Annotated in this window: 25 protein-coding genes, 1 tRNA gene and 2 pseudogenes; 12 read left to right on the top strand and 16 right to left on the bottom strand. The window is 46.3% G+C overall.

Annotated elements, in window-relative coordinates:
* A pseudogene (locus PREMU_RS15375) lies at nt 1–192 on the top strand (hypothetical protein); the annotation flags it as partial.
* 371 nt (nt 193–563) lie between these two features.
* Here PREMU_RS15375 and spt read toward each other — a convergent pair.
* On the bottom strand, nt 564–1,751 hold the full coding sequence (spt, locus tag PREMU_RS05645) for a serine palmitoyltransferase (protein ID WP_007573794.1): 1,188 nt from the start codon (nt 1,749–1,751) through the stop codon (nt 564–566).
* 177 nt (nt 1,752–1,928) lie between these two features.
* On the opposite strand from spt, the gene PREMU_RS05640 reads away from it, so the two are divergent.
* From PREMU_RS05640 to PREMU_RS05630, 3 genes are all read left to right on the top strand, one after another.
* Nucleotides 1,929–2,969 carry a diacylglycerol/lipid kinase family protein gene (locus PREMU_RS05640; protein WP_007573792.1) on the top strand — a complete coding sequence of 347 codons (1,041 nt, stop codon included), beginning with the start codon at nt 1,929–1,931 and terminating at the stop codon, nt 2,967–2,969.
* A gap of 123 nt (nt 2,970–3,092) precedes the next feature.
* A complete protein-coding gene (locus PREMU_RS05635; protein WP_007573790.1) occupies nt 3,093–3,380 on the top strand; it encodes an HU family DNA-binding protein in 288 nt (95 codons plus the stop codon).
* A gap of 239 nt (nt 3,381–3,619) precedes the next feature.
* Nucleotides 3,620–5,194, top strand: a complete 1,575-nt coding sequence (locus PREMU_RS05630; protein WP_007573789.1) for an Rne/Rng family ribonuclease — start codon at nt 3,620–3,622, stop codon at nt 5,192–5,194.
* A gap of 66 nt (nt 5,195–5,260) precedes the next feature.
* Here PREMU_RS05630 and PREMU_RS05625 read toward each other — a convergent pair whose 3' ends face one another.
* The 5 genes from PREMU_RS05625 to PREMU_RS05605 are packed head-to-tail and all read right to left on the bottom strand — an operon-like array spanning nt 5,261 to nt 11,133.
* Nucleotides 5,261–6,376 (bottom strand): ABC transporter permease, encoded by a 1,116-nt coding sequence (locus PREMU_RS05625; protein WP_007573788.1) that lies wholly within the window; start codon nt 6,374–6,376, stop codon nt 5,261–5,263.
* 19 nt (nt 6,377–6,395) lie between these two features.
* Complete coding sequence (locus tag PREMU_RS05620) at nt 6,396–7,490, bottom strand: ABC transporter permease (protein WP_007573787.1); 1,095 nt, start codon at nt 7,488–7,490, stop codon at nt 6,396–6,398.
* Nucleotides 7,491–7,502: 12 nt separating this feature from the next.
* Nucleotides 7,503–8,972, bottom strand: coding sequence for an ATP-binding cassette domain-containing protein (locus PREMU_RS05615; RefSeq protein WP_007573786.1), 1,470 nt, complete (start codon nt 8,970–8,972; stop codon nt 7,503–7,505).
* Entirely contained in the window at nt 8,969–9,859 is an 891-nt protein-coding gene (locus tag PREMU_RS05610) for an HlyD family secretion protein (RefSeq protein ID WP_007573785.1), read from the bottom strand. The genes PREMU_RS05615 and PREMU_RS05610 overlap by 4 nt, the downstream gene beginning before the upstream one ends.
* Nucleotides 9,860–9,870: 11 nt before the next feature.
* A complete protein-coding gene (locus tag PREMU_RS05605) occupies nt 9,871–11,133 on the bottom strand; it encodes a TolC family protein (RefSeq protein ID WP_007573784.1) in 1,263 nt (420 codons plus the stop codon).
* A gap of 173 nt (nt 11,134–11,306) precedes the next feature.
* Between PREMU_RS05605 and PREMU_RS05600 the strand changes: the two genes are divergently transcribed.
* Nucleotides 11,307–12,206, top strand: a complete 900-nt coding sequence (locus PREMU_RS05600; RefSeq protein ID WP_007573782.1) for a helix-turn-helix domain-containing protein — start codon at nt 11,307–11,309, stop codon at nt 12,204–12,206.
* A gap of 41 nt (nt 12,207–12,247) precedes the next feature.
* Here the strand turns inward: PREMU_RS05600 and PREMU_RS05595 are convergent, their stop codons facing one another.
* From PREMU_RS05595 to rpsF, 5 genes are all read right to left on the bottom strand, one after another.
* Nucleotides 12,248–14,398 (bottom strand): alpha-amylase family glycosyl hydrolase, encoded by a 2,151-nt coding sequence (locus tag PREMU_RS05595; RefSeq protein ID WP_007573780.1) that lies wholly within the window; start codon nt 14,396–14,398, stop codon nt 12,248–12,250.
* 51 nt (nt 14,399–14,449) lie between these two features.
* Nucleotides 14,450–15,337: an ACP S-malonyltransferase gene (gene fabD / locus PREMU_RS05590; protein ID WP_007573778.1), complete on the bottom strand. Its 888-nt coding sequence runs from the start codon at nt 15,335–15,337 to the stop codon at nt 14,450–14,452.
* A gap of 169 nt (nt 15,338–15,506) precedes the next feature.
* Entirely contained in the window at nt 15,507–16,055 is a 549-nt protein-coding gene (gene rplI / locus PREMU_RS05585) for a 50S ribosomal protein L9 (protein ID WP_007573776.1), read from the bottom strand.
* A gap of 18 nt (nt 16,056–16,073) precedes the next feature.
* Entirely contained in the window at nt 16,074–16,361 is a 288-nt protein-coding gene (rpsR, locus tag PREMU_RS05580) for a 30S ribosomal protein S18 (protein ID WP_007573775.1), read from the bottom strand.
* Nucleotides 16,362–16,363: 2 nt separating this feature from the next.
* Nucleotides 16,364–16,708 (bottom strand): 30S ribosomal protein S6, encoded by a 345-nt coding sequence (rpsF, locus tag PREMU_RS05575; RefSeq protein WP_007573773.1) that lies wholly within the window; start codon nt 16,706–16,708, stop codon nt 16,364–16,366.
* Nucleotides 16,709–16,951: 243 nt separating this feature from the next.
* Here rpsF and PREMU_RS05570 point away from each other — a divergent pair, with 243 nt between their 5' ends.
* The 6 genes from PREMU_RS05570 to PREMU_RS05545 all read left to right on the top strand — a co-directional run bounded on the left by PREMU_RS05570 (nt 16,952) and on the right by PREMU_RS05545 (nt 21,000).
* Complete coding sequence (locus tag PREMU_RS05570; RefSeq protein WP_007573771.1) at nt 16,952–17,185, top strand: hypothetical protein; 234 nt, start codon at nt 16,952–16,954, stop codon at nt 17,183–17,185.
* Nucleotides 17,186–17,915: 730 nt separating this feature from the next.
* Nucleotides 17,916–18,644 (top strand): ATP-binding protein, encoded by a 729-nt coding sequence (locus PREMU_RS15590; protein ID WP_007573770.1) that lies wholly within the window; start codon nt 17,916–17,918, stop codon nt 18,642–18,644.
* Nucleotides 18,645–19,128: 484 nt separating this feature from the next.
* Nucleotides 19,129–19,491 carry a hypothetical protein gene (locus PREMU_RS05560; RefSeq protein ID WP_040558033.1) on the top strand — a complete coding sequence of 121 codons (363 nt, stop codon included), beginning with the start codon at nt 19,129–19,131 and terminating at the stop codon, nt 19,489–19,491.
* A 13-nt stretch (nt 19,492–19,504) separates the two neighbouring features.
* Nucleotides 19,505–19,888, top strand: a complete 384-nt coding sequence (locus PREMU_RS05555) for a hypothetical protein (protein WP_007573768.1) — start codon at nt 19,505–19,507, stop codon at nt 19,886–19,888.
* Between the two features lie 445 nt (nt 19,889–20,333).
* On the top strand, nt 20,334–20,651 hold the full coding sequence (locus tag PREMU_RS05550; protein ID WP_007573767.1) for a type II toxin-antitoxin system RelE/ParE family toxin: 318 nt from the start codon (nt 20,334–20,336) through the stop codon (nt 20,649–20,651).
* 7 nt (nt 20,652–20,658) lie between these two features.
* On the top strand, nt 20,659–21,000 hold the full coding sequence (locus tag PREMU_RS05545; RefSeq protein ID WP_007573766.1) for a HigA family addiction module antitoxin: 342 nt from the start codon (nt 20,659–20,661) through the stop codon (nt 20,998–21,000).
* A gap of 143 nt (nt 21,001–21,143) precedes the next feature.
* On the opposite strand, the gene PREMU_RS05540 is transcribed toward PREMU_RS05545, so the two are convergent.
* The 4 genes and pseudogenes from PREMU_RS05540 to PREMU_RS05535 form a co-directional block, all read right to left on the bottom strand.
* Nucleotides 21,144–21,461, bottom strand: a complete 318-nt coding sequence (locus PREMU_RS05540; protein WP_306420860.1) for a DUF1810 family protein — start codon at nt 21,459–21,461, stop codon at nt 21,144–21,146.
* Entirely contained in the window at nt 21,350–21,592 is a 243-nt protein-coding gene (locus PREMU_RS15835) for a DUF1810 family protein (protein WP_306420856.1), read from the bottom strand. The genes PREMU_RS05540 and PREMU_RS15835 overlap by 112 nt, the downstream gene beginning before the upstream one ends.
* A gap of 22 nt (nt 21,593–21,614) precedes the next feature.
* A complete protein-coding gene (locus tag PREMU_RS14475; RefSeq protein ID WP_083819217.1) occupies nt 21,615–21,890 on the bottom strand; it encodes an ADP-ribosylglycohydrolase family protein in 276 nt (91 codons plus the stop codon).
* A 76-nt stretch (nt 21,891–21,966) separates the two neighbouring features.
* Nucleotides 21,967–22,497, bottom strand: a pseudogene (locus PREMU_RS05535) (tyrosine-type recombinase/integrase); the annotation flags it as partial.
* A gap of 169 nt (nt 22,498–22,666) precedes the next feature.
* Between PREMU_RS05535 and PREMU_RS05530 the strand changes: the two are divergent.
* Nucleotides 22,667–22,951 (top strand): hypothetical protein, encoded by a 285-nt coding sequence (locus tag PREMU_RS05530; RefSeq protein WP_007573764.1) that lies wholly within the window; start codon nt 22,667–22,669, stop codon nt 22,949–22,951.
* 45 nt (nt 22,952–22,996) lie between these two features.
* Here PREMU_RS05530 and PREMU_RS05525 read toward each other — a convergent pair.
* Nucleotides 22,997–23,069 (bottom strand) — tRNA-Pro (locus PREMU_RS05525).
* Nucleotides 23,070–23,119: the final 50 nt, after the last annotated feature.

Genomic DNA, 23,119 nt, shown 5'->3' with positions numbered 1-23,119 from the left:
CATAGAGAAGATGGCAACTATTTTATGGCTATAGCCACAATGTGTACACAAGGACCAAATACCTTTGTGTTGCAAAAGTACATGAAAACCGATGTCAGAATCATCGTCAGCGACAAACGTTATGGCAGCAGGTATTCGGATAAGCTATATCTAAATACAGCTGTTTATTTTTGGATGCATATATTGTGTTAGTAAGTATCAGATTTTACGCAAAAAGTTCTAAATTCCATAAGTTTCTCCTAGCTAATTATGGGATATTTAGAAAAATATCGTATTTTTGTCCCCGAATTGAGGCGTTCTTTGTATATTGCAAAATACAGAAACGAGCAGAAGTCCGCTCGTTTCCATATTGTTACTTTATATTATTTAGGCAAACGCCCAACTTCCTGATATTCAATTAAAGTCCAATTTTGAGTGAGTTAACACCGTAAACGCATCGCCTTTACAGTGTAGAGGGAGACCAACAAAAAAGGATTTAAAAGGTTGCCCCTGCAAAGCCTTTTCATAAGAACAATAGTTTGATCCGTTTGATAAACGGATGTCTGCCACTCTCAAAATAATCTTTATTTGATGATTCCCTGATCCACGAAGATCTTCTTCAGAGCCACCACACCGCGCTCAACCTGCTCTTTGGTATGGGTAGCCATCAAAGCGAAACGCACAAGTGTGTCTTGAGGCGCACATGCAGGCGGAATGACAGGGTTGATGAACACTCCTGCATCAAAAGCTAACTTGGTGACGAGGAAGGTCTTCTTGTCATCGCGTACATAAAGCGGAATGATAGGGCTCTCCGTCTCGCCTATCTCGAAGCCCTCTTCACGGAAGCGCTTCAAGGCATAATTGGTCACATCCCACAGGCGCTGACGACGCTCAGGCTCGTTCTGAATGATGTGCAAGGCCTCCAGAGCGCATGCCGTGGCGGCAGGAGTGTCGCTGGCAGAGAAGATATAGGTACGCGAAGTATGGCGTAGATAGTTAATAGTGTCCCAGTCGGAAGCAATGAAGCCACCAATGGAAGCCAGACTCTTAGAGAAGGTTCCCATGATGAGGTCGATGTCGTCCTGCAGGCCAAAATGATGGCAAACGCCACGTCCCTGATCGCCGAAGACGCCTAAACCATGAGCCTCGTCGACCATGATAGAGCAGTTATATTTATGCTTCAGCTCCACGATCTCGGGGAGCTTCGCGAGATCGCCCTCCATAGAGAACACGCCGTCTACCACAATCAGCTTGATGGCATCGTGCGGAAGCTTCTCCAGAATGCGCTCCAGGTCGGCCATGTCGTTATGCTTATAATGCAACTGTGTGGCAAAACTCAGCCGGCGTCCGTCCACGATAGAAGCGTGGTCACGGTCATCACAGATGAGGTAGTCGCCGCGCCCGACGACAGAAGGTATCACACCGGAATTGACCGAAAATCCTGTAGAGAAGCACAGAGCGGCATCCTTATGCTCATATTCAGCTAACTCTTTTTCAAGCTGCACATGAATATCAAGGGTACCATTGAGAAAACGGCTACCTGCACAGCCAGAGCCGTACTTGTCGAGAGCTGCCTTACCGGCGTCAATAATTCTCTGGTCTCCTGTGAGACCTGTATAAGCGTTGCTCCCGAACATCAGGATCTTGCGGCCGGCCATAATGACCTCCGGGCCCTGCTTGCTCGTAATCTCCCTGAAATAAGGGTAAACCCCCTCTTCCATGTACTGCTGTGGCACACGATAATGTTTGTATCTTTCTGTTAACTGTCCCATTTTATAATAGGTGAAGAAATTGCTTTGTATTTGTAATGAACAGGTTGCAAAGTTACAAAAAAGTCCTATTAAACCATAAGAAAAGACCAATAAAACACTAAATTAACAAAAAAAATCGGATGAGAAGTCCCCATTGAATGAAGAAAATAGTATATTTGCTCCTCAAACGACAAAGCAATGATTAGCATCAAATTTATCATTAATCCTATCTCTGGCACTGTTGGGAAATCCGGCATTCCTGATTATATCAACAAATACCTCGATAAGTCGAAATTCAGCTACGAGATTATTGAGACTCAATATGCTGGACATGCCGCCGAGCTCTCCCATGAAGCCGCACAGCATGGCATTGATGTCGTGGTGGCCGTCGGCGGTGATGGCACGGTCAACGAAGTGGCAAGAGGCATCACAAACACAAATACTGCCCTGGCCATCATTCCTTGCGGATCGGGTAACGGATTGGCCCGCCACCTCCTGATACCTATCAACATCAGGAAAAGCATCGAGATCATCAACCAATGCAAGATCCACGACCTTGACTACTGTATCATCAACGGCCACAAATTCTTTTGTACTTGCGGCATGGGCTTTGACGCATTCATCAGTTTCAAGTTTGCTGAAGCCGGAAAGCGTGGTCCCATCACATACGTGCAACAAGTACTGGAGACTGGGCTCAAGTACAAGCCGCAGACCTATGAAATATCGACCGACGAGGACACCGTCAAGTACAAAGCCCTCCTCGTCACCTGCGCCAATGCCTCGCAATATGGCAACAACGCGTACATTGCGCCTCAAGCCAGCATGAGCGACGGACTGATGGATGTGGTGATCATGGAGCCGTTTGACATTCTTGAGGCACCACAAATCGCCATCGACATGTTCAGCAAGACACTCGACAAGAGCTCACGCATCAAGACCTTCCGCACGCGGCACCTGCACATCCACCGGTCGTCAGAAGGGCCCATCCATTTCGACGGCGAACCAGTAATGACGGGTCCCGACATTGACATCAGCGTCGTGCCAAAAGGCATCAAAGTAGTGGTCAACCCTTCCGGAGACAAAAGCCAACGCAAGCCCAACACCTTCCAGACCGTCGCCTGCGAAATGTTCAATGACCTCAATGCAATCCATGACGATATAATCCAACACACCAGGAGAGGAATCATTCTCTCTAAGTTCTTACAAAGAAAGATAGGTAAGAACCTGCCAAACATATAAAAAAAGAAAAAACAGCCCGCAACTTTTCGTTATCACCAAGATAATTAGTAATTTTGCAAACTCGAAAATACGTGTTGACAGCAGATTGAATATAAACAAGATATAAATCAGATATTTACCAAGATGACAAAAGCAGATATCATCAACGAGATTACTGAACAGACAGGCTTGCAACGGAAGGAAGTTTCCGTAGTGGTGGAAGCTTTCATGGAGACCGTTAAGCACTCCATGCTCGAGAAGAAAGAAAACGTTTATCTCCGCGGGTTCGGCAGTTTCATCATCAAGCATCGCGCTTCAAAGACTGCACGCGATATTGGCAAGGATATGACCATCACCATTGCCGCCCACGACATCCCCGCCTTCAAGCCGGCTAAAATATTCGTGGATGAGATGAAAGGTGAGCAATCATAAAAAGAGCATTTTTTATCACAACATTATTTTAATTTTATAATTATGCCAAACGGTAAAAAGAAAAAGGGCCACAAGATGGCTACTCATAAGCGCAAAAAGAGATTGCGCAAGAACCGTCATAAGAGCAAGTAAGCCCAAGCGACAGTTCCAGGAAGGGGCATGCCCTAAGGGGGTTGCCCTTTTTTAATTGAAAGAGAACGTTGTCGGAGAGACAACAAAGAGAAAAAACACCATCAGAAATGACAAGTGAAGTAATTATCGATGTCAAGCCCAAAGAGATCTCCATCGCTCTGTTGGAGGACAAACGGCTGGTGGAATACCAGAATGAATCTCGCTCAGCCAATTACTCGGTAGGCAACATCTACGTAGCCAAAGTGAAGAAACTCATGCCGGGGCTCAACGCATGCTTTGTGGATGTGGGGTATGAACGAGATGCTTTCTTGCATTATCTTGATCTGGGTAGTCAATTTAACTCCTACGCAAAGTATATCAAGCAAGTAGAAAGCGACAGAAAACACCCCGTACCCTTCGCGAAGGCAACACGCCTGCCAGAACTGCAAAAAGACGGAAGCGTGCAGCAAACGCTGAAAGTAGGACAGGAAGTGCTTGTGCAAATTGTGAAAGAACCCATCTCGACAAAAGGTCCAAGACTGACTTCAGAGTTGAGCTTTGCCGGACGCTTCCTTGTGCTTATTCCCTTTGGAGATAAGGTGTCGGTTTCGTCAAAGATTAAGAGCGGAGAGGAGAAATCAAGACTGAAACAGCTCATCCAGAGCATCAAGCCAAAGAATTGCGGCGTTATTGTCCGCACAGTGGCGGAAGGAAAAAGAGTGGCAGAGCTCGACGCCGAACTGAAAGTACTCACCAGCAGATGGCAGAGCGCCATTGAGAAAGTGCAGAAGACGCAGCAACGGCCACAGTTGATCTACGAAGAGACAGGCAGAGCAGTGGCTATGCTTCGTGATCTTTTCAATCCGACTTACGAGAATATCTACGTCAACAACGAAGAGATATGTAAAGAGGTCAAGGATTATGTGACGCTGATTGCCCCTGAAAAGGCAAACATCGTTAAGACTTACACTGGAAAGGTGCCTATCTTCGATAATTTTAATGTTACCAAGCAGATTAAGTCCAGCTTTGGCAAGACCGTCAACTATGCCCATGGCGCCTACCTCATCATTGAGCACACCGAAGCCATGCATGTGGTAGATGTCAACAGTGGCAACAGGTCGAAGAATCAAAACGGACAGGAAGGCACGGCTCTTGACACCAACCTCGGTGCAGCCGATGAGCTCGCCCGACAGTTAAGACTACGTGATATGGGAGGTATCATCGTAGTGGACTTTATCGACATGAACCTTGCCGAGGACCGTCAGATGCTCTATGAGCGTATGTGCAAGGATATGCAGAAAGATCGTGCACGCCACAACATCTTGCCACTGAGTAAGTTTGGACTGATGCAGATCACCCGACAACGCGTAAGACCGGCGATGGATGTCAATGTGGAGGAGGAATGTCCTACATGTGGTGGCACAGGAAAGATCCGCTCAAGTTTTCTGTTCACGGATCAATTAGAGAGAAAAATTGACCAGCTCGTCAACAAGATAGGCATCAAGAAGTTCTATCTCTATGTTCACCCCTACGTTGCGGCTTATATCAATCAAGGTATTGTGAGTCTCAAGCGCAAGTGGCAGATGAAGTATGGATTTGGAGTACATGTCTACTCTTCTCAGAAACTCGCTTTCCTTCAATACGAGTTCTATGACGACCAAGGTGAGTTCATAGACATGAAGGAAGAGAACGAAGCAAAATAAAAGAAAAGCCGTAGTGCACTTAGCATTTTACGGCTTTTCTTTTTCTATTATTCCAGCTAATACCTATTATTTCCCGTTCTTCTTATAGCTTAATACTGCCCACGTATCCATGCCAATAGCAAAGACAGAAAGAATGAGCACTTGTTGACGGATGGATGAGAAGTCTCCTCCTCTCACATAAACTGTACGGATGGCATCCATGAAGCATCGCATAGGATTGATAATCGTGATGTGCTGAGCCCAGTCGGGCATACTACGTACCGGTGTAAACAAGCCGCTCAGTAGGTTGAAACAGACCACGATGAACCACATGATGAAGATGGCCTGCTGCATCGTATCGTTGTAATTGGACACTATCAAGCCTATACCACTGAAGATAAAAGCAAGCAGAACAGCTAACAGATAGACCCATCCGACAGAACCAGCAGACATGAAGCCATACGTCGCCCAGGCAACAAACAGACAGACTGTCATCACCAACAGTCCAATGACCCAGTAAGGAATGAGTTTGGCAAGGATGAAGTCCATCTTACTCACAGGTGTGACATTTATCTGCTCTATCGTCCCTGCTTCCTTCTCTCCCACAATATTCAATGCCGGGAGAAAGCCGCAAAGCATCATCATCACCATGCCTATCAATGCAGGAACCATAAAGAGTTTATAGTCCAGTCGTTTGTTGTAAAGATAGAGTTCGGATACCTGTCGGGAAGAGGCCTTGAACGCATTGATGACAGATTCGCTAGTGGAAGCATCCGAAAGATTTGCCGCTACAATATTGGAGAGATAGGAAGAACCGAGCCCCCCCTTCTGTCCATTGACAGCATTGGCTGCAATCAGCACGCTCGCTTTCTGTCCCAATACAAGATTCTTCGCATAATGGGGCGGTATCACAGTTATTACATCAGCGTCACTACACTCAATATCTTTCAGTGCTTCATCATAACTCGCCTTCTGACCACCAAAATGAAAATAAGGCGAGTGTTCGATATGATGGACAAGACGCTGCGACTCTACCGAACGGTCATTGTCAACGACATCCACCTTGATATTCTTCACCTCCATGTTCATCACCCAAGGCATCACGCACGTGATGATTATAGGGTATACCACGATTAATCGCGGCAAAAACGAATTGCGCCTGATCTGTGTGAACTCTTTACGCAAAAGATATTTCAGTATCATAATTCTTTCGTTTTAACGACTATTCCAGTCTTGTCTTGAAATTGGTGAGCGCAACACCTAAAAGTACGACGGTCATCACTGTGAGAATGACAAGTTCATGCATCACTTGCTGCAGTCCCACACCCATGATCATTAGCTTCCGCATAGCACTGACATAGTAGCGCGGTGGCATCACAGCACAGATCCACTGCAGGATCTCCGGCATACTCTCTATAGGGAATATCATTCCCGAGAGCATCAGACAAGGCATGAGCAACATCATTGCAGACATGAGCAATGCTACCAACTGTGTCTTGGCAACCGTAGAGATAAGTAATCCGAGGCTCAAGGCAAGGAAAATATACATCAGGGATACAAGATAAATCCACACGATACTTCCCGACAACGGCACCATCAGCACATAACGCGACAAGAGAAGGATTGATGTCAGGATAACAAGGGATAATACGATATAAGGCACAGCCTTGGCAATGATAATCATCAACGGGCGCACCGGACTGACAAGCAGAACCTCCATAGTCCCCCGTTCCTTCTCTCGCACAATGCTGATCGATGTCATCATGGCACCAATGAGGAACAGCAACATACCCATGATGCCCGGCACAAAGTTGTAAGCGCTCTTCATCTGCGGGTTATAGAGCAGCTTGATGGAGACCAATGAGGGCGTGCTGACTCCGAGATCACTCATCAGATGCTGCGTGATAATCTGTCGGGCATAGCTCACATACTGCTGCGCCATATTCGGGTCACTGCCGTCGGTGATAAGCTGAACAGAAGCGCTTCGGTCCGGGATATGACTGGCAAAGTCGGGTGAGAAAGCCACGATGAGGTCAGCTTTCTGATCACGCATAAGTCGCTCTGCAGCAACTGTAGATGGTGCAGTAGCCTCAATCTCAAAATATTGTGAAGCCTCAATGGCATGGACCAATGGGCGCGTGGCATTGTCCATAGACGCAGTCACCACTACCGTCCGCACATTGCGCACATCATTACTGATGGCAAAGCCGAAAAGCAAAATCATCACTATCGGCATGCCGAAGAGAATGAGCAACGTACGGCGGTCGCGGAGAATATGCCGTGTCTCCTTTATTATAAAAGCGATAAATGTCTTCATGTCTTTAATTCGTTAACCGTTTCTCTTTCCCTGACGGGCGAGATACGTAAACACCTGGTCCATATCGGACATATGGAACTGCTCTTTGAGACGGGCGGGCGTACCGATAGCTTTAATCTTACCATCCACCATGATAGAGATACGGTCACAGTATTCAGCCTCGTCCATATAATGAGTCGTGACGAAAACAGTAATCCCCTCATTTGCCGCCTCATAGATAAGATCCCAGAACTGCCGTCGTGTTGCAGGGTCCACACCGCCTGTAGGCTCATCAAGAAAGACGAGTTTCGGATGATGGAAGATACTCACCGAGAAGGCAAGTTTCTGCTTCCAACCCAGCGGCAGAGAGCCCACGAGATCATTGGCATGCTCTTCAAAGTGCAGCCGCGACAAGAGTTTTGTAGTCTCTTCTTTTATCTGCTTATCGCTCATGCCATAGATACCTCCGAAAAGCTGCAGGTTTTCCTTGACGGTCAGGTCATTGTATAACGAGAACTTCTGACACATATAGCCAATATTTCGTTTTATCTGCTCATACTGCGTTGAGATATCGAAGCCCGCGACCTTTCCATGACCGCTCGTAGGCTGGTTCAATCCTGTCAGTATGTGCATGGCTGTCGTCTTTCCGGCACCATTGGCTCCGAGGAAGCCAAAGATCTCACCGGGCATCACCTCGAAAGAGATGTCATCGACGGCATGGAAACTACCGAAGGCTTTCACTAAATGGCTCACTTCGATAACGGGCTCTGCCCTACTCTCCTGTGTTTTCCTATTGTGTGGCAGTCCTTGTGGACAGAAGATATCCTTGAACTCATCGAGGATCGCATCCGCACTTCCTATACCTTTTACCTCACTTTGCGAAAGGAAAGCCACACGGTCACACCGCCGTATCTCATCGAGATAGGGGGTAGCTGCTATGACCGTTATTCCTTTCTCACGAAGTGAAGAGAGCATCGTCCACAACTCTTTGCGCGACACAGGGTCGACACCTGTCGTCGGCTCATCGAGCAGCAACAGCTTAGGACGGTGAACTAAAGCACAGGAGAGTGCAAGTTTCTGTTTCATGCCACCTGACAGTGCTCCCGCCTTACGGGTTTTGAAAGGCTCTATCTGACTGTATATGTCTTTGATATTGTCGTACTCTGCTTCCACTGTCGTACCGAAGAGTGTAGCAAAGAAGTTCAGGTTCTCCTCCACTGTAAGGTCTTGATACAACGAGAACTTTCCCGGCATATAACCGGTCATATTACGGATCGCCGTCATCTCATGTACCGTGTCGTAGCCACTAACAGTCACCGTACCTTTATTAGGCTTGAGTAATGTAGCGATGATACGAAATAGTGAGGTCTTGCCGGCACCATCCGGACCTATGAGACCGAAGATCTCTCCCTCTCCTATCTGCAACGACACATGGCTCAAAGCCTGCACCTTACCATAGCGCTTGGAGACATCATTGATATCTACAAGAATGTTCTTGCTCATAACTTCACTTCGCCATACATGCCCAACCTGATATAACCATCATTCTTCACGGCAATCTTCACAGCATAGACCAGATCGGCACGCTCATCATCGGTAAGTATCGTCTTAGGCGTAAACTCTGACGACTCAGAGATCCACACGATCTGTCCTTTATATTTACGTCGCTGACCATTGCCATAATCAGTATAGACAATGACTTGTTGACCAAGTTTGACATCCTTCAACTGAAATGAAGTGAGATAAGCACGGAGAAAGACACGATCCATGTCAGCCATCTTGAACAGAGGCCTGCCCACCGTAGCATATTCGCCTGACTCCACATAGTTCTCCAACACGGTTCCACTAATGGGAGACATGACATGACATTTGCGCAGCTGATCGGCTACAATATATTTCTCAGCATCCGCCGTACCAACTTGTGCATCAATGGTACGGCTACTGTTGCCTAAGGTCGACTGCTGAGCAGCCAACTGCCGTTTGAGCACCAACACTTGTGAACGGGCATCATCCAGTAACTTCCGGTTTGCAGCCCCATCGCGCACAAGCGCAGCATATCGAGCTTCGTCCTGCTCTGCCTTACGCAGCTGTTGCTGAATGACAGCCACCTGCGCGGAGATATCCGGGCGCTGAGCCGTATAGACGAGCCTTGTAGCTCCTATCTGGCGAGCCTTCAATGCCAACTGGACAGTATCGATCAATCCCACCTGAGTACCAGCTGTCAACCGGGATCCGTCTTCTACATTCCATTGTAACAACCGGCCATTCTGCTCTGCCGACACTGTTACCTCCGTAGCCTCGAAAGTACCCGTTGCATCCTCTGTTGATTGATCACTGCCGCACGCGCAGAGCGTGAGAACAACAGTCATAATTGTAATGATATCTTTCATATTCCTCTATGCTATTTTCCTAAATTGTTTTCCTTCTCATATATCACTTGAAGCAACTGAAGCTCATGCAAGGCTTTCTGTTGACGTGCCGTGCTCACGGCATTGACATCACGGAGCATCTCATTGATGCTCTCTGTACCGAGTTGTACCTTCTTCTCGCTCTTGCTCCGAATGCTCTCACGTAGTCTGACGATCTCATCGTCCTGTGTGATCTGTTTTCGCAGACTGCTGACAGAGCCATCTGCCTGTTGGTCCTGCAAATGAAGATTATACAGGAAGGTGGCACGCTCAGCCTCTATCTGCTGTCGCTGGTTATCAAGTTGTGCCAGGTCATTTTTGCGGGTATAGAGTGCTCCGATATTCCATGACACCGTAAGACCGCCCAAAAGCATGCCATTATGTATCAGGTCACTCATCCTCGTATGATATATCCCCATGCCAAAAGCACTCACCTGTGGTTTCAGCCGGGCATCGAGTTGCTTACGCTGAGCATCCAGTACGTTTCTACGAGCTTCATAAAGGGAGAGCTCAGGCCGCTGCACATTCTGTTCATTCCATGTTTCGGTTGTCAATGAGGCAGGACGCACAAAAGTCGTGCTACTGTTTAATGTACGGCCAACAAATGTTGAGAGCATGTTCAGATAGGCCATACGGGAAGAATTCATAGCCTCCTGCTGTTGCCGGGCCTTCACTTCCTCCACAAGCACAGCATCGAGATCCGTGGGATTAGCTGTTCCCGTACGAAGCATGCTTCTCACCGTTTTCTCACTAATAGAAAGATCCTGCTGTAGCAGACTGTTCTGGCGCAACTGTTCTTCCATGGTGAGGACGCCGAAGTAGAGTTGTTCTACACGCTGATTGATATCATACATGGTGACATCCAACTGACGCGCTTGTACGTCTGCCTGAGCTTGGGTAAGACACTGCTGCGCTTTCGTGCTGCCTCCGTCATAGACACGTTGTTGAACATTGACAACACCCGCAGCCGTCGCGTTTTTCAGATTGGCATCCATACCCGCAGCCTTCAGCTGAGAAGGCAAAGACAGGATATCCGTCATTGCTATACCTGAAGCAGTAGCACTGACCTGTGGCAACCAATTTTTCCGGGCATTATCCACCGTATAGTCACGGCCCGCCTCGATCAGACGATATTGTTTAATAGCCGGATAGTTATCGTGGGCCCATTGCTTGCAACTGTCGAGGGTCACGCTTTGTGCTGAAACCTCAGTGCTGATGCCAATCAAAACGAAAAATAATAGTTTTTTGAACAGCATATTATCGATATGTATTTAATGTTCTAAATTTCACGTGCAAAATTACGAGGAAAACTGCTTTTACTTATTATGCTTCTATCCGATGATATATTCGATTCTTCATATTTTTGAGGATAATAGCATATTTCACAGCCAAATCCATTACTTTTGCATTCAATTATAGAATATAAGTGATGGAAAAGAAGCACAAAAGACCCCAGCAATTGACCTTCTTGGTCATGATGGATCTTATCAAGAATGGAAAGATCAATGAGAGATCAACCGTCTCTGATAATTTTGCCATGGTATATGCCATCCCTGATTTGTTTGACGTCTTAGGTAAGCGACAACAGCCCTACCTTATCGGAGATTATCGTTTTGGATGGATTATAGAAGGTCAACTGACAGGAAACGTAAATCTGATAGAGCATTGCATCACAAAGAATCAAATAACTTTCATCACACCGGGTACAATTGTCCGACCGAAGTCAAACAATCAACAAACGGTTATTACGGGAATGGCAGTCTCACGAGAGATGATGTATGAGATATTCGGGAAGCATCTTCCCGAATTCCTCGATGGAACACAGATGGACGGTATAACGGATTTAACGGATGACAAAATAGAACTGCTTCGACAACTCTTCGACTTGCTTTGGCAAACATCCAAGGAGAAAGAGTTAATAGGTGTTTGCAACTGTCTGATAAAGGCTGTGATAAAAGTGTATGAACAGCAGTTCAAATCGACGACAACGCAAAGGCCTACTCATCTCAGCCACAAACAGATTATCTACAACAACTTTATCCAGTTAGTCAATAAGCATTGCAGGCAGGAGCACATGCTTGACTTCTATGCTTCAAAACTCTGCATTACAGACCGCTATCTTTGTTCAGTAGTGAAGGAAGTGAGTGGGATAACGGCTAAACAATGGATAGACAAGGCGTTAGTGATTACGGCTAAGATCATGCTGCGGCATGAAGACAAGACGGTAGCCCAGATAGCTGATGCTCTACATTTCCCCAATGTCAGTTTCTTTTGCCAATATTTCAAAAGAAACACGGGGATGACGCCTAACAGTTACAGAGAAGAATAAAGTGCAGTGGCCGGTCTTGTACCGGCCACCCACACTGTATATTATGGTATAACTTTGAACCGTATACGGAACGTATGCGTAGGCTCATCCCAGTTGGTACCAAGGAGCACGAACTTACCAATCTGCGAGGTGGAGCGCACATGCTTGCCGATACACGGACAGACATCGTAGTCTCCAATCCGCACAATGCGGATAGACTCGGATGCATCCTTAGGCAAGCGGTCAAGCGAGATTCCCTCCGGCAAATGCTGACGATCTACCGTTTCATAAGTCACAGGCATGTCCGCACTGATCAAGCGATTCATCTCATCCTCAATGGCCTTCTCTTCCTGACGTGACGGTTTATGGTCAAGCACATAGCTTATCTTGCTCTTCTTTCGCTCAATATGGGCATTGCGTGAACGCTCACAGCCAAACATACGGATCATCAACTGATTAAGCAGGTGTTCAGCGGTATGGGCAGGCGGGAACTCATTCTTCGCATGCTCGTTGAGGGCATAAGCGTCATCTTTCATCTTTATGTTGAATTTAAGAATCTTTGCTCCATAAGGCAACAATGTCATGGCTACAGCCCCGTCTCTCTTTAAAGACAGCTCCACTTTCTCGCCAGTGAGCAGGTCGGAAGCCACAACATCACGTTCAGGCAGGCCAAGGAAATCAAAGGCGTGAGTGGGGATCACTACAGATATATGCACCTCCGGACGGGAGAAATTGACGACTATCAGGAGTACTTCATCGTCTTTCTTACGGATGAAAGCATACTGCGATCGGGGATTAAACTGCCACGTATGCGTGTTGACGTACATCAGATCGAAGCAATCGCCCTCCCTTACGGCCTTCTCATGGTTGGCTATTCGCAGCACTTCGCGGTAAGTTTTCTGCAGACTCCTTTCTTTATCAGTAAGACCATTAGGCGTAAAGAAAGCGCGCCTCACCGAATCGACCGTCCAATAATCGAAGATAGTGGTACGGCCGTCGACACCTGAGAATCCTTCAGCATCCATACCGCGCTCGCCCAACTCCTGTCCAAAATAGACCATGAAGGGGTTCTTCTGCAGCAATGCTGCTACGACAAGGGCAGGGACTGCCTTTGCTCCGTCTCCACAATAGAAATCGCTGGCAATGCGTTGTTCATCATGGTTCTCAAGGAAATAAAGCATATGGTCCTTGATGCCGTCTGTGCTTTGCCAACACCATGTAATGCTGTTGGCCGGACGACGCTCACAAACCACATCATGGAGGCAATCGTACATACCCACCTTGTCATATAGATAGTCGAAGCCTGATTCCACGTAAGTACGGTACTGACAAGTGTCATACACCTCACCGATAAAGATGATATGTGGGAAACGCTCTTTGACGATGGCCGTCGCATAAGCCCAGAAAGCGGAAGGCACCATCTCTGCCATGTCGCAACGGAAACCGTCGATACCCTTCGAAGCCCAAAAGAGCAGGATATCGGTCATTTTCTTCCATGTATTAGGAATGGGATTGAAGTGGTAACTCCGTCCTCCGGCATCGCAATAGTCGACACCGTAGTTCAGTTTCACGGTCTCGTACCAGTCATAAACCCCCGGCTCAGCATTGAACTTGTCATTGCCCGTGCACTTTGCCGGATTCTCTATATAGGGCTCCTCCCCTTGCTGTGCCTCCACCGGACTCACAAATGGATGCCCAGGACAGTAATAGAAATTGTTTTGGGAATCGAAATGTTTGTTCGTATCATCGTCGGCTCCCAAATCACGTATGCCTTCCGGCAGATGGATGCTGTGGTATTCGCGCGCCACATGGTTAGGCACAAAGTCGATTATAACTTTCATGCCGGCCAAATGTGTGCGGTCCACCAGCTCGTCAAACTCCAGCATGCGGTCGGGTACATTGACCGCGATGTCCGGGTCAATATCATAATAGTCAGTTATCGCATAGGGAGAGCCCGCCTTTCCCTTGACCACACACGGATGCTGACGGGGAATGCCGTATTGGGAATAGTCCGTCGTCGTGGCATGGCGAATCACGCCCGTAAACCACACGTGCGTAAAACCCATGTCATGAATCTTTCTTAGGCGGACAATATCAAAGTCGTTCATCTTCCCCACTCCGTTTTCAGCCAGCGTACCATTTTTCTTACAAATAGAATTACGATTGCCAAAAAGGCGTGTGAAGACTTGGTAAATGACGATTTTCTTATTCATGTTCTTTTTCAGAAGATCAGAACTATTACCTCCTGAATTTCTCAAAAAGAATTATTCTATTCCGTGAGCGGCGACAGCCTTGTCGATGCGACGGATCATACCCTGCAGTGCCTTGCCAGGTCCGCACTCTGTGAAGTCGTCAGCGCCGTCAGCAATCATGTTCTGCACGCTCTTTGTCCAGCGTACGGGACTTGTGAGCTGCGCAATGAGGTTGGCCTTAATTTCCTCGGCATCAGTATGCGGCTTGGCATCGACATTCTGATAGACAGGGCACTTAGGCGCTGCAAACTGCGTTTTCTCGATGGCTTCCTGCAGCTCTTCCTTGGCAGGCTGCATGAGCGGAGAGTGGAATGCACCGCCTACAGCCAGCGGCAGCGCACGCTTGGCACCAGCAGCTTTCAGCCTCTCACAGGCCTCAGCAATGGCCTCCTTGTCGCCAGAAATGACGAGCTGACCAGGACAGTTATAGTTTGCTGCCACCACGGTCTTACCTTCCTTGCTCACCTCAGCGCAGATCTCCTCAACGGTCTCGTCGGGCAACGCGATAATGGCAGCCATCGTACCGGGGTTCTTCTCGCAGGCCTTCTGCATGGCATTGGCACGCGCTGCGACAAGCCGCAGACCATCCTTAAAGCTCAATGCGCCGCTGGCCACAAGAGCAGAAAACTCGCCAAGCGAGTGACCTGCCACCATAGAGGGCTGAAAACCATCGCCCAGGCAAAGGGCAGAGATGACACTGTGAAGGAAGACGGCAGGCTGAGTTACCTTCGTTTCCTTGAGCTGCTCATCGGTACCGGCGAACATGATATCCGTAATCTTAAAACCGAGTATCTCATTGGCCTTGTCAAAGAGCTCCTTTGCCAAAGCGTTGTTCTCATACAAATCTTTGCCCATACCCACAAACTGTGAGCCTTGTCCGGGGAATACAAATGCTTTCATGTTAATAATTGTCTTCTTAAAAATTGTTTTTTATATCTTGCAAAGTTAACAAAAAATATCGAGACATCTGCCCCTTTTCATGCAAAACAAACATAAAAAATCCCATCCACCTTGCAGCGAATGGGACCTCGTATTGTTGATGCTTTACAGTGCAAGAATAATATGCTTCTTACTCAGCAGTAGGAGCCACTTCCTCAGCCTTTGCCTCCTCTACGGGAGCCTTAGCCTCAGCAGCCTCTTCAACCTTGGGAGCCTCAGCCGTCTTAGGAGCAGGCTGGTTCTCAGCCACGACCTTTACGGGCACCTTCACTTCCACGTCCTTGTAGAAGTGAACTGTAGCCTCAAACTCTCCCACCTTGCGTACCTCACGCATGGTGATGATCTTACGGTCAATCTCAATACCGAGTTTGGCCAACTCTTCAGCCACCTTAGCAGGACCTACAGAGCCATAGAGATGACCAGTAACAGCCACCTTGGCAGTGACAGTCACGGCGACATCCTTCAGCTGCTCGGCGCGCTTCTCAGCCTCGGCCTTCTGTGTGGCGAGCTTGCTGGCCTGCTGCCTCAGGTCTTCAGCCAGCATCTTCTTGGCACTCTCAGAAGCAATGACGCCCTTGCCGGTGGGGATGAGATAGTTGCGGCCATAGCCGCTCTTGACGTTCACAATCTCGTTCTTGTATCCAAGACCAATGATATCTTCTTTCAGTATAATTTCCATGTCTTAGCCTCCTTCTAATTACTTCAACAGATCGGTTACGAATGGAAGCAGTGCAATCTGACGGGCACGCTTCACAGCCTGTGCCACGCGACGCTGATACTTCAGTGAAGTGCCTGTGATGCGGCGGGGAAGAATCTTACCCTGCTCGTTGAGGAACTTCTTGAGGAACTCAGGATCCTTGTAGTCAATGTACTTGATGCCGCTCTTCTTGAAACGGCAATACTTCTTCTTCCTTGTATCAATGGAAGGTGCGGTGAGATAACGAATCTCACTGTTGTTTGCACGTGTATTCTTCTGCTCTGCCATGATTATGCCTCCAACTTTTTAGCCCATTTAGCGCGACGCTTCTCTGCATAAGCAGCAGCATACTTGTCGAGCTTAACGGTCATGAAACGGATTACCTTCTCGTCGCGGCGGAAGCCGGTCTCAAGGGTGTCGATTACTGTGGGCTCTACCTTGTACTCAAGCAGGCAGTAGAAGCCTGTCGATTTCTTCTCAATGGCATAAGCCATCTTCTTCAGTCCCCAGGCCTCTTCATTCAGAATCTCAGCACCATTGTCGGTGAGCAGTTTCTTGAACTTAGCGGCCGTTTCCTTCATCTGTTCATCAGACAAAACGGGAGTCAAAATGAAAACGGTCTCGTATTGATTCATACTACTTTGAAATGAATAAATAAATGTTATTTTGCAAAAATGCGGGTGCAAAGGTACGCTTTTTTATCTGTAAACCAATGCCCTACTCTTTCTTTTCCTCTATTTTTAACATTCATTGTTGCCTCAGACACGCTTTTCTTTGTACTTTTCCTCTAAAGAAAAAACCATTTTCTTTATCCAACCGGTGTATAATTGGAAAATTTTATGTAAGTTTGCACCCGCAACACCGAAAGTATCATCATCATGCGCAAGCTATACAACTATTTGAGAATGTCATGGGCAACCATCCGGCGCCTTACTGACAAAGCAAGTCAGCACATGGGCCTGCCCCTCGTCTATGGCGGCGTATTGCTGCTTGCGATCTTCTATTTTACGAATCTGACACGATACAACTGGCTCACCCTACTGTCTGTCATTGCTATCCTTCTCGGCATCGTGGGCTACGTGAGAGGTGAAAAGCGGAAGAGCTTATACTAATCCTGACACCCTCAGTTTACATGGCATAGGCAAGACCTCATATTGCGAACTGTCAAAAAATATTTCCAGAATTTAACATTTCTGCACCCTCTCTTTTAGGGTTTAAGAATGGCACATTGACACCTCTCCGAACCACTACTACTCCCTCTTCACATCGTTTTTCTCCTCTTTCCGCCGTCAACACAACGCGACAAAAATGTTATCGAATCGCCTCCACGACGCAATCGCGCTGCCATTAAAGCGTTATCGCAGTGCCATTAAAGCGTTATCGCGCTGCAAGAACGAGTCGACCGAGCAAGCTATCTATGCCAACAACCTGATAATGAGGCAACAACACATAAGCCTAAAAACCGCTTAATTACGACCATCACACACACCTGACAAAAAGAAGCACTCTTTATCAAGCCTTTTGTAAAATATAATTTCAGTTCTTTATGCTGGATATTTGGTAATGCGGATAACTGATAGTGAAGCAAATCGTCTGAGGAATCAACATGTTCCTTTTATTAGAAACGGATGTATGGGATTGTGCTTATTTCTATTTAACATGTACAAATTGACAGCAAATATAAATTATTACGAGAAAATACCCTAAAAAACGAAGTATTGCCGTTCACTCCGTCCATTAACAAGGTGATGGAGGACATGGCCAACCACTACGGCACGGTGGTAATCCCGACGCGGCCGGTACATCCAAAGGACAAGCCGAACGCCGAGGGGCTGGTCAAGATTGCCTGCAGTTCCTTGCCATAGAGAAGTCCAACCTGCTGCCACTGCCCCCCCTACGGACTTCGAGACAAAGTATTACACGAATCTGAAAGTCGCCCAGAACTGCTGCATCTATCTCGGTCGTGACAAGCAATATTACTCCGTACCATACCAATGTATCGGGCTGGAGGCACATGTCATATACACACGCACACTCGTAAAGGTTTTTGTTGACGGAAAGTCAGTCTGCACACACAAACGTGACCGCCGTCCGGGACAATACACCCTTGTCAAGGAGCATCTTGCCAGCAACTCACAGGCATACCGTGACCGGTCGCCGCAGTACTACATGGACGGCAAGAGCTGGCTTGGGACAGCTCTCGGCTACCAGGCGTGCCTGAACGGTTACAAAGTACTCTACTTCAACGTAATGAAGCTCTTCGAGGAGACAGCGCTGGCGAGAATATCAAGCTCACTGCACAAGTTTTTTGCCAGACTGGCCCAGGCAGACCTGCTTATCATCGATGACTTTGGCGTGAAGGTCCTTGACGGACAACAGCTACTTGATCTCATGGAGATCATAGAGGACCGTCACGGCCGCAAGGCTATATACATCATCTCACAGTTACCTGTTGCCGACTGGTACGGTGTCCTGACCGGGAACACAACAGCTGCGGACGCAATCTTGGACAGAATCGTCCACTCGGGAGTAAGATTTGAGCTGAAAGGCTCCTCATTACGAAATAAATGACTATTTTTGCACCGCCATTAGGCTAACGAGACAAAAAGTGAACGGATATCCCCGTTTTTAGTGGGTGGATATCAACAGTTTTTTCCAGATGAGGTAAATTAACAGTTTTTTTTTGACGGTTCAAAATAAATTTGCTATATTTGCAGCACATCCGAAAACGCAAGTTCTATGGACCACACCATTGCTATGCTACCGCAAACCTAACCATCAAACAAAAGAGGTCTTCGTGTTGGTCTGGAGGAATGGAAGGCTAATATTGGGATCGGGTTGTACGGTAGGAAGACTAATCTATGGGGATTAACCCTATCGGGGGCTACTCATCTATGCCGTCAATTCAGCATATTATGTGTAAAAAGGGGATTACGGCATGACAAACGTGCCATGCCGGCTTCGATCTGCACTAATATACACAGAAAGAACAAAATAACAAATAATAGACAATCACTATTGGCGGAAGGCCTTAGCGGAAATTAATACAACGAATATGAAACCAAAACTTCTAACTATGTTTTTCGCGCTCTTGACCCTGACTCTGGCAACAGGCTGTAGCGACGAAAAGGAAAACCTTGACGTATATACGGCAAAGATTGCCCAAGTTGATCAATCTGACGGAGTAGTTGCGGTATTGCTCACAATTCCCAGCAATGCGCCTAAAGAAATTGTTGAAGGCTTGGAAACAAGAGCAGGATTGGCAATGCTGTTTAGCAAAAAGGCACTGAAGGGGGCAGAAATAAACCGAGGTGATGTCATTACCTTTAAGATTCTGGCTGCATATCCCAGAACAGGCATTCAGATTGGAGTATGGGCATTCGATGCAGACATTTTCCTAATATCCATCAATAGATAAGTATTGATAAGCTATGAAGAGATTCATGATTACGTTGTTGAGCCTGCTGCCTTTATTTGCGGCGGCTCAACGAGGCTTCAAATTTGCGTCCGAGATGGTGATATTCAGCATGGACAGCACAAGTGATGTGCTCATTCAGATAAATGCCAAACAAGCACCAGACACGAGAAGCAGAGCCGTGGCAAGAATTGCCAGCTTGAATCCCAAAGTACTGTCGGGCAACCGCTACTTAGTACCGTCCTCCAAACTTGCCAAGAATGAGATAGAATATACATCCCAGCTGTATACCGACAATCATGGAGGGAAAACCTATGTGCTGCCCAGAATCATTGCATCAGTAAAGCCGGATACAGACGTTATAGCGCTGCTCAGGTCATTACCAATGGGGAATACGTAACTGTGGCGGTAATAGACCAGGGAGTAGACCGAGACCACGAGGACATGGGCGGAAGGGTGCTCGAAGGGTATACCGTGGGGGATCCTGCTGGTAAGGGCACACCGCAAAATCCGAACAAATATAAACTTTAGTTATTATTAAAAGTCTGCAAGACAAATCAATTGCCTAACTATGAGCTTTTTATGATGTGAGAGGAATAGCTGAAGTAACGAAATAGTAACAAAAAGTCGATTTTCCTATATCTTCCTTTGGCTTGGCTTTCGCCTTCCTCACTCGCGACTCGACCATTCAAGTAGACTTGATGGCGCTCGCTGCTCATTCGGTTCCTGTCTTTGACTACAAAGGTACGATAAAGATTCAACATAAGCAAAAAATTAGGAAGAAATTTATTCGCAAATTTGTGAATATTGAAAAATAACCTTATCTTTGCAACAAAGATCTTGATATGCAAGTAACATTTAGGCAAGAGTACCTTAGGGAATTCTATGAAAGAGGTCAATCGAGCGACAAGAAACATCGACTCCAACCTGCTATAATAAAAAAGTACGGTCGAATCGTAAATTTGATGATTTCAGAGGATAATGTGCTTGGCCTTATGAAATATGGTTCACTTCATTATGAGCACCTTCATGGAAACAAGGAAGGGCTCTCCTCTGTCAGAGTCAATGACCAATATAGAATTGAATTTGAGGAGTTCGTTAAAGATGGGGAGACTATTGCCTCTATATGTGAAATAACTGAGTTAAGTAACCATTATAAATAAAATAGATATGATTCACATTGACGGAATAAAAGACAATATGATAGCCAATAATCTTGAGCCGTTTGAGCCAACGCATCCAGGGGAGGTCATTAAGGATGAGATCGAATATCGTGGCATTCCACAACGGAAACTTGCCACTGAGATAGGTGTATCATATAGTCAACTTAACGAGGTGCTTAATGGCAAGCGACCTTTAAATACGGAGATGGCTCTTCTTATTTCAAAGGCACTTGATATTGATGCAGAGCCTCTTCTGAGGCTTCAGGCGCAATACGATATGTTAGTGGCTAAACGAAATAAGTCTTTCATTAAACGCTTAGAGGGGATAAGAAAAATAGCAGCTGTATGATAGCTATATTTGTGCAAGATGTGTAAATGTCAGACAAAACGCGTTGTCTTGTCTTACATTTACACCTTTTCATGGGGATATCCCAATACCCAAGAATACCATCCCATCGGAACTCTTTCTTTAATATAAGTTCCGATTGTCCCTTACTTATACTTGATTGTTGTGGATATAGAGTTTGATGTTCTAACATCCCGTTTTCCACCAAAGAAAGTAGCGAGGACCTGAGCAAAGATATCATTCGGAGAGACAGCATCGAAGAGGGTCATAGATGAGCAAAGTTTTATGCCATCAATTCCACTTCCCATGATCTGATAGATATCCTCTCCGTGATGAGACAATACCGCAATCGTTATCTCGCGTAACCGTTTACCGAGAACTGGATGATCCAGATAAGCCTTTGCTTCTTCAGCATCAGCGATACCGTAGATCCAGGAATTGCTACTGTGACCGAGACCACGCAACTGGGGGAAGATATACACCAAATCCAATGGCTTTCTTTATGCCCGCGTTTCATTTCTTCCAGTGCAGTTGCATAGTCATATTCCTGCATCTTTACAAATCGCTCAAGATTGAAAGGATCTTTTGTTTCCATATTTATCAATTTTTCATAGTCATCAAGAATATGCTGAAGCTCTGGTGTCAGTAATCCATAGCAATAAGCCTGATAGAGCTTTCGGGAGTCCATAAGTAGCTTGCGCAATTCCTCCTGCCATAGCAGCAATCGTATCGCTGTCACCACCGATAGAGACAGCATTTCGGATACAACTCTCGAAATCATGGCTATTAAAGTTATAATCAACCGTAAATCTTTGGCTCAGGAGATATTGCTTTCTCTCAGTCAGTGGCTGCAAAGCTAACCATTTCTGGTATAACTGGTCTAGTTTCCTCATTTTCTATCAGCTTTTTTGTTTTCAAAGGTGGCCAATAGCCATCTTTAGATATATTTTAAACGTAGAATTGTTGTTTTTATTTTGCTTTAGCAAGTAATTTCTGCAATTCTTCTGCCGACATTGATGACAGTTGCTCCATCAGTAGTTCCTTCCGTGATCTCTTCTTGTCGCCGACATTCAGTAGCAAGGAGTTATATTCCATCTGCTTCTCTAAGGGATAGTACTCTATATAGAGTTCAGTCACAGAGTTGTTATTCGAGGCATGCCCCATGCTCTCAGAAATGTAGTTGATGTCTACACCAGCATTGTGGAGATTGGTGGCAAAAGAGTGACGGCACCATGTTCCAGAAGGACGCACTTCCCATTTCAGTACATCTTCGCAGATACGAATCACACGGTCTTGGATGTTGGAGTTCTCTGCCGAAGTCCGTACACGCTTCTCAACCTTCGTTGTCACTCCATCCAAGATCTTGGGGAAAACGAGAGTATCCCGTTTGGGCTCTGCCACTATCTCATCCAATATCTGTTGTAAAGGAGGAATGATAGGAATGATTACCTCCGATCCGCCCTCGCTCCGATCAGTGGTTTTGATGCGACGAAACTTGAAAGTAGGGTGTCAAGTTTGTTCATAACTTCATAACCGTTTTAAGGGGCTTATTTATGGTGTGTTGCGCATTATGATATATTATCAATAAGTAAATATATATTATATTGTTGCTTATCTCACTGATATTCAGTATCTTTATAGTATTAATTCAATATATAACTGTAAGGGAATGACTGCAAGGAAAAGCGAAAAAGATAGGGAAATTGCCAAACTGGAACGTGAGCTTAACAAGGCTAATAACGACTTAGCTGAAGCGAATGAGAAATTGAAATCAACCAGATCGGAGCTTAGAAGTCCCAAATCGGAGAAGAATAAAAAAAGAGCAAACTGTAAGACTGACAGAGGAACAAAACAAATTGCTTTCCGAACTACTTGGGGATGCAAGTATAACGAACTTGTGATTAAGCTTGCAGTTCTGCTGAGATCTCGTTTGCCACCGACAGATCGTATCTAAAACACAAGTAAGCGATTGGAACCCAACCGCTTACTTCACTAAAAGTCGGGATTACTGGACTCGAACCAGCGACCTCGCGCCCCCCAGACGTGTGCGCTACCAACTGCGCTAAATCCCGCTCTTTAAATGTAACTGCAAAGGTACAACGATTATTTGAAACCGCCAAAT

Origin of the sequence: Hallella multisaccharivorax DSM 17128 (assembly GCF_000218235.1) — a bacterium.
Lineage (GTDB): Bacteria > Bacteroidota > Bacteroidia > Bacteroidales > Bacteroidaceae > Prevotella > Prevotella multisaccharivorax.
Note: the sequence above shows the minus strand (reverse complement) of the source record. Positions and strands in the feature narration are given on the sequence as shown.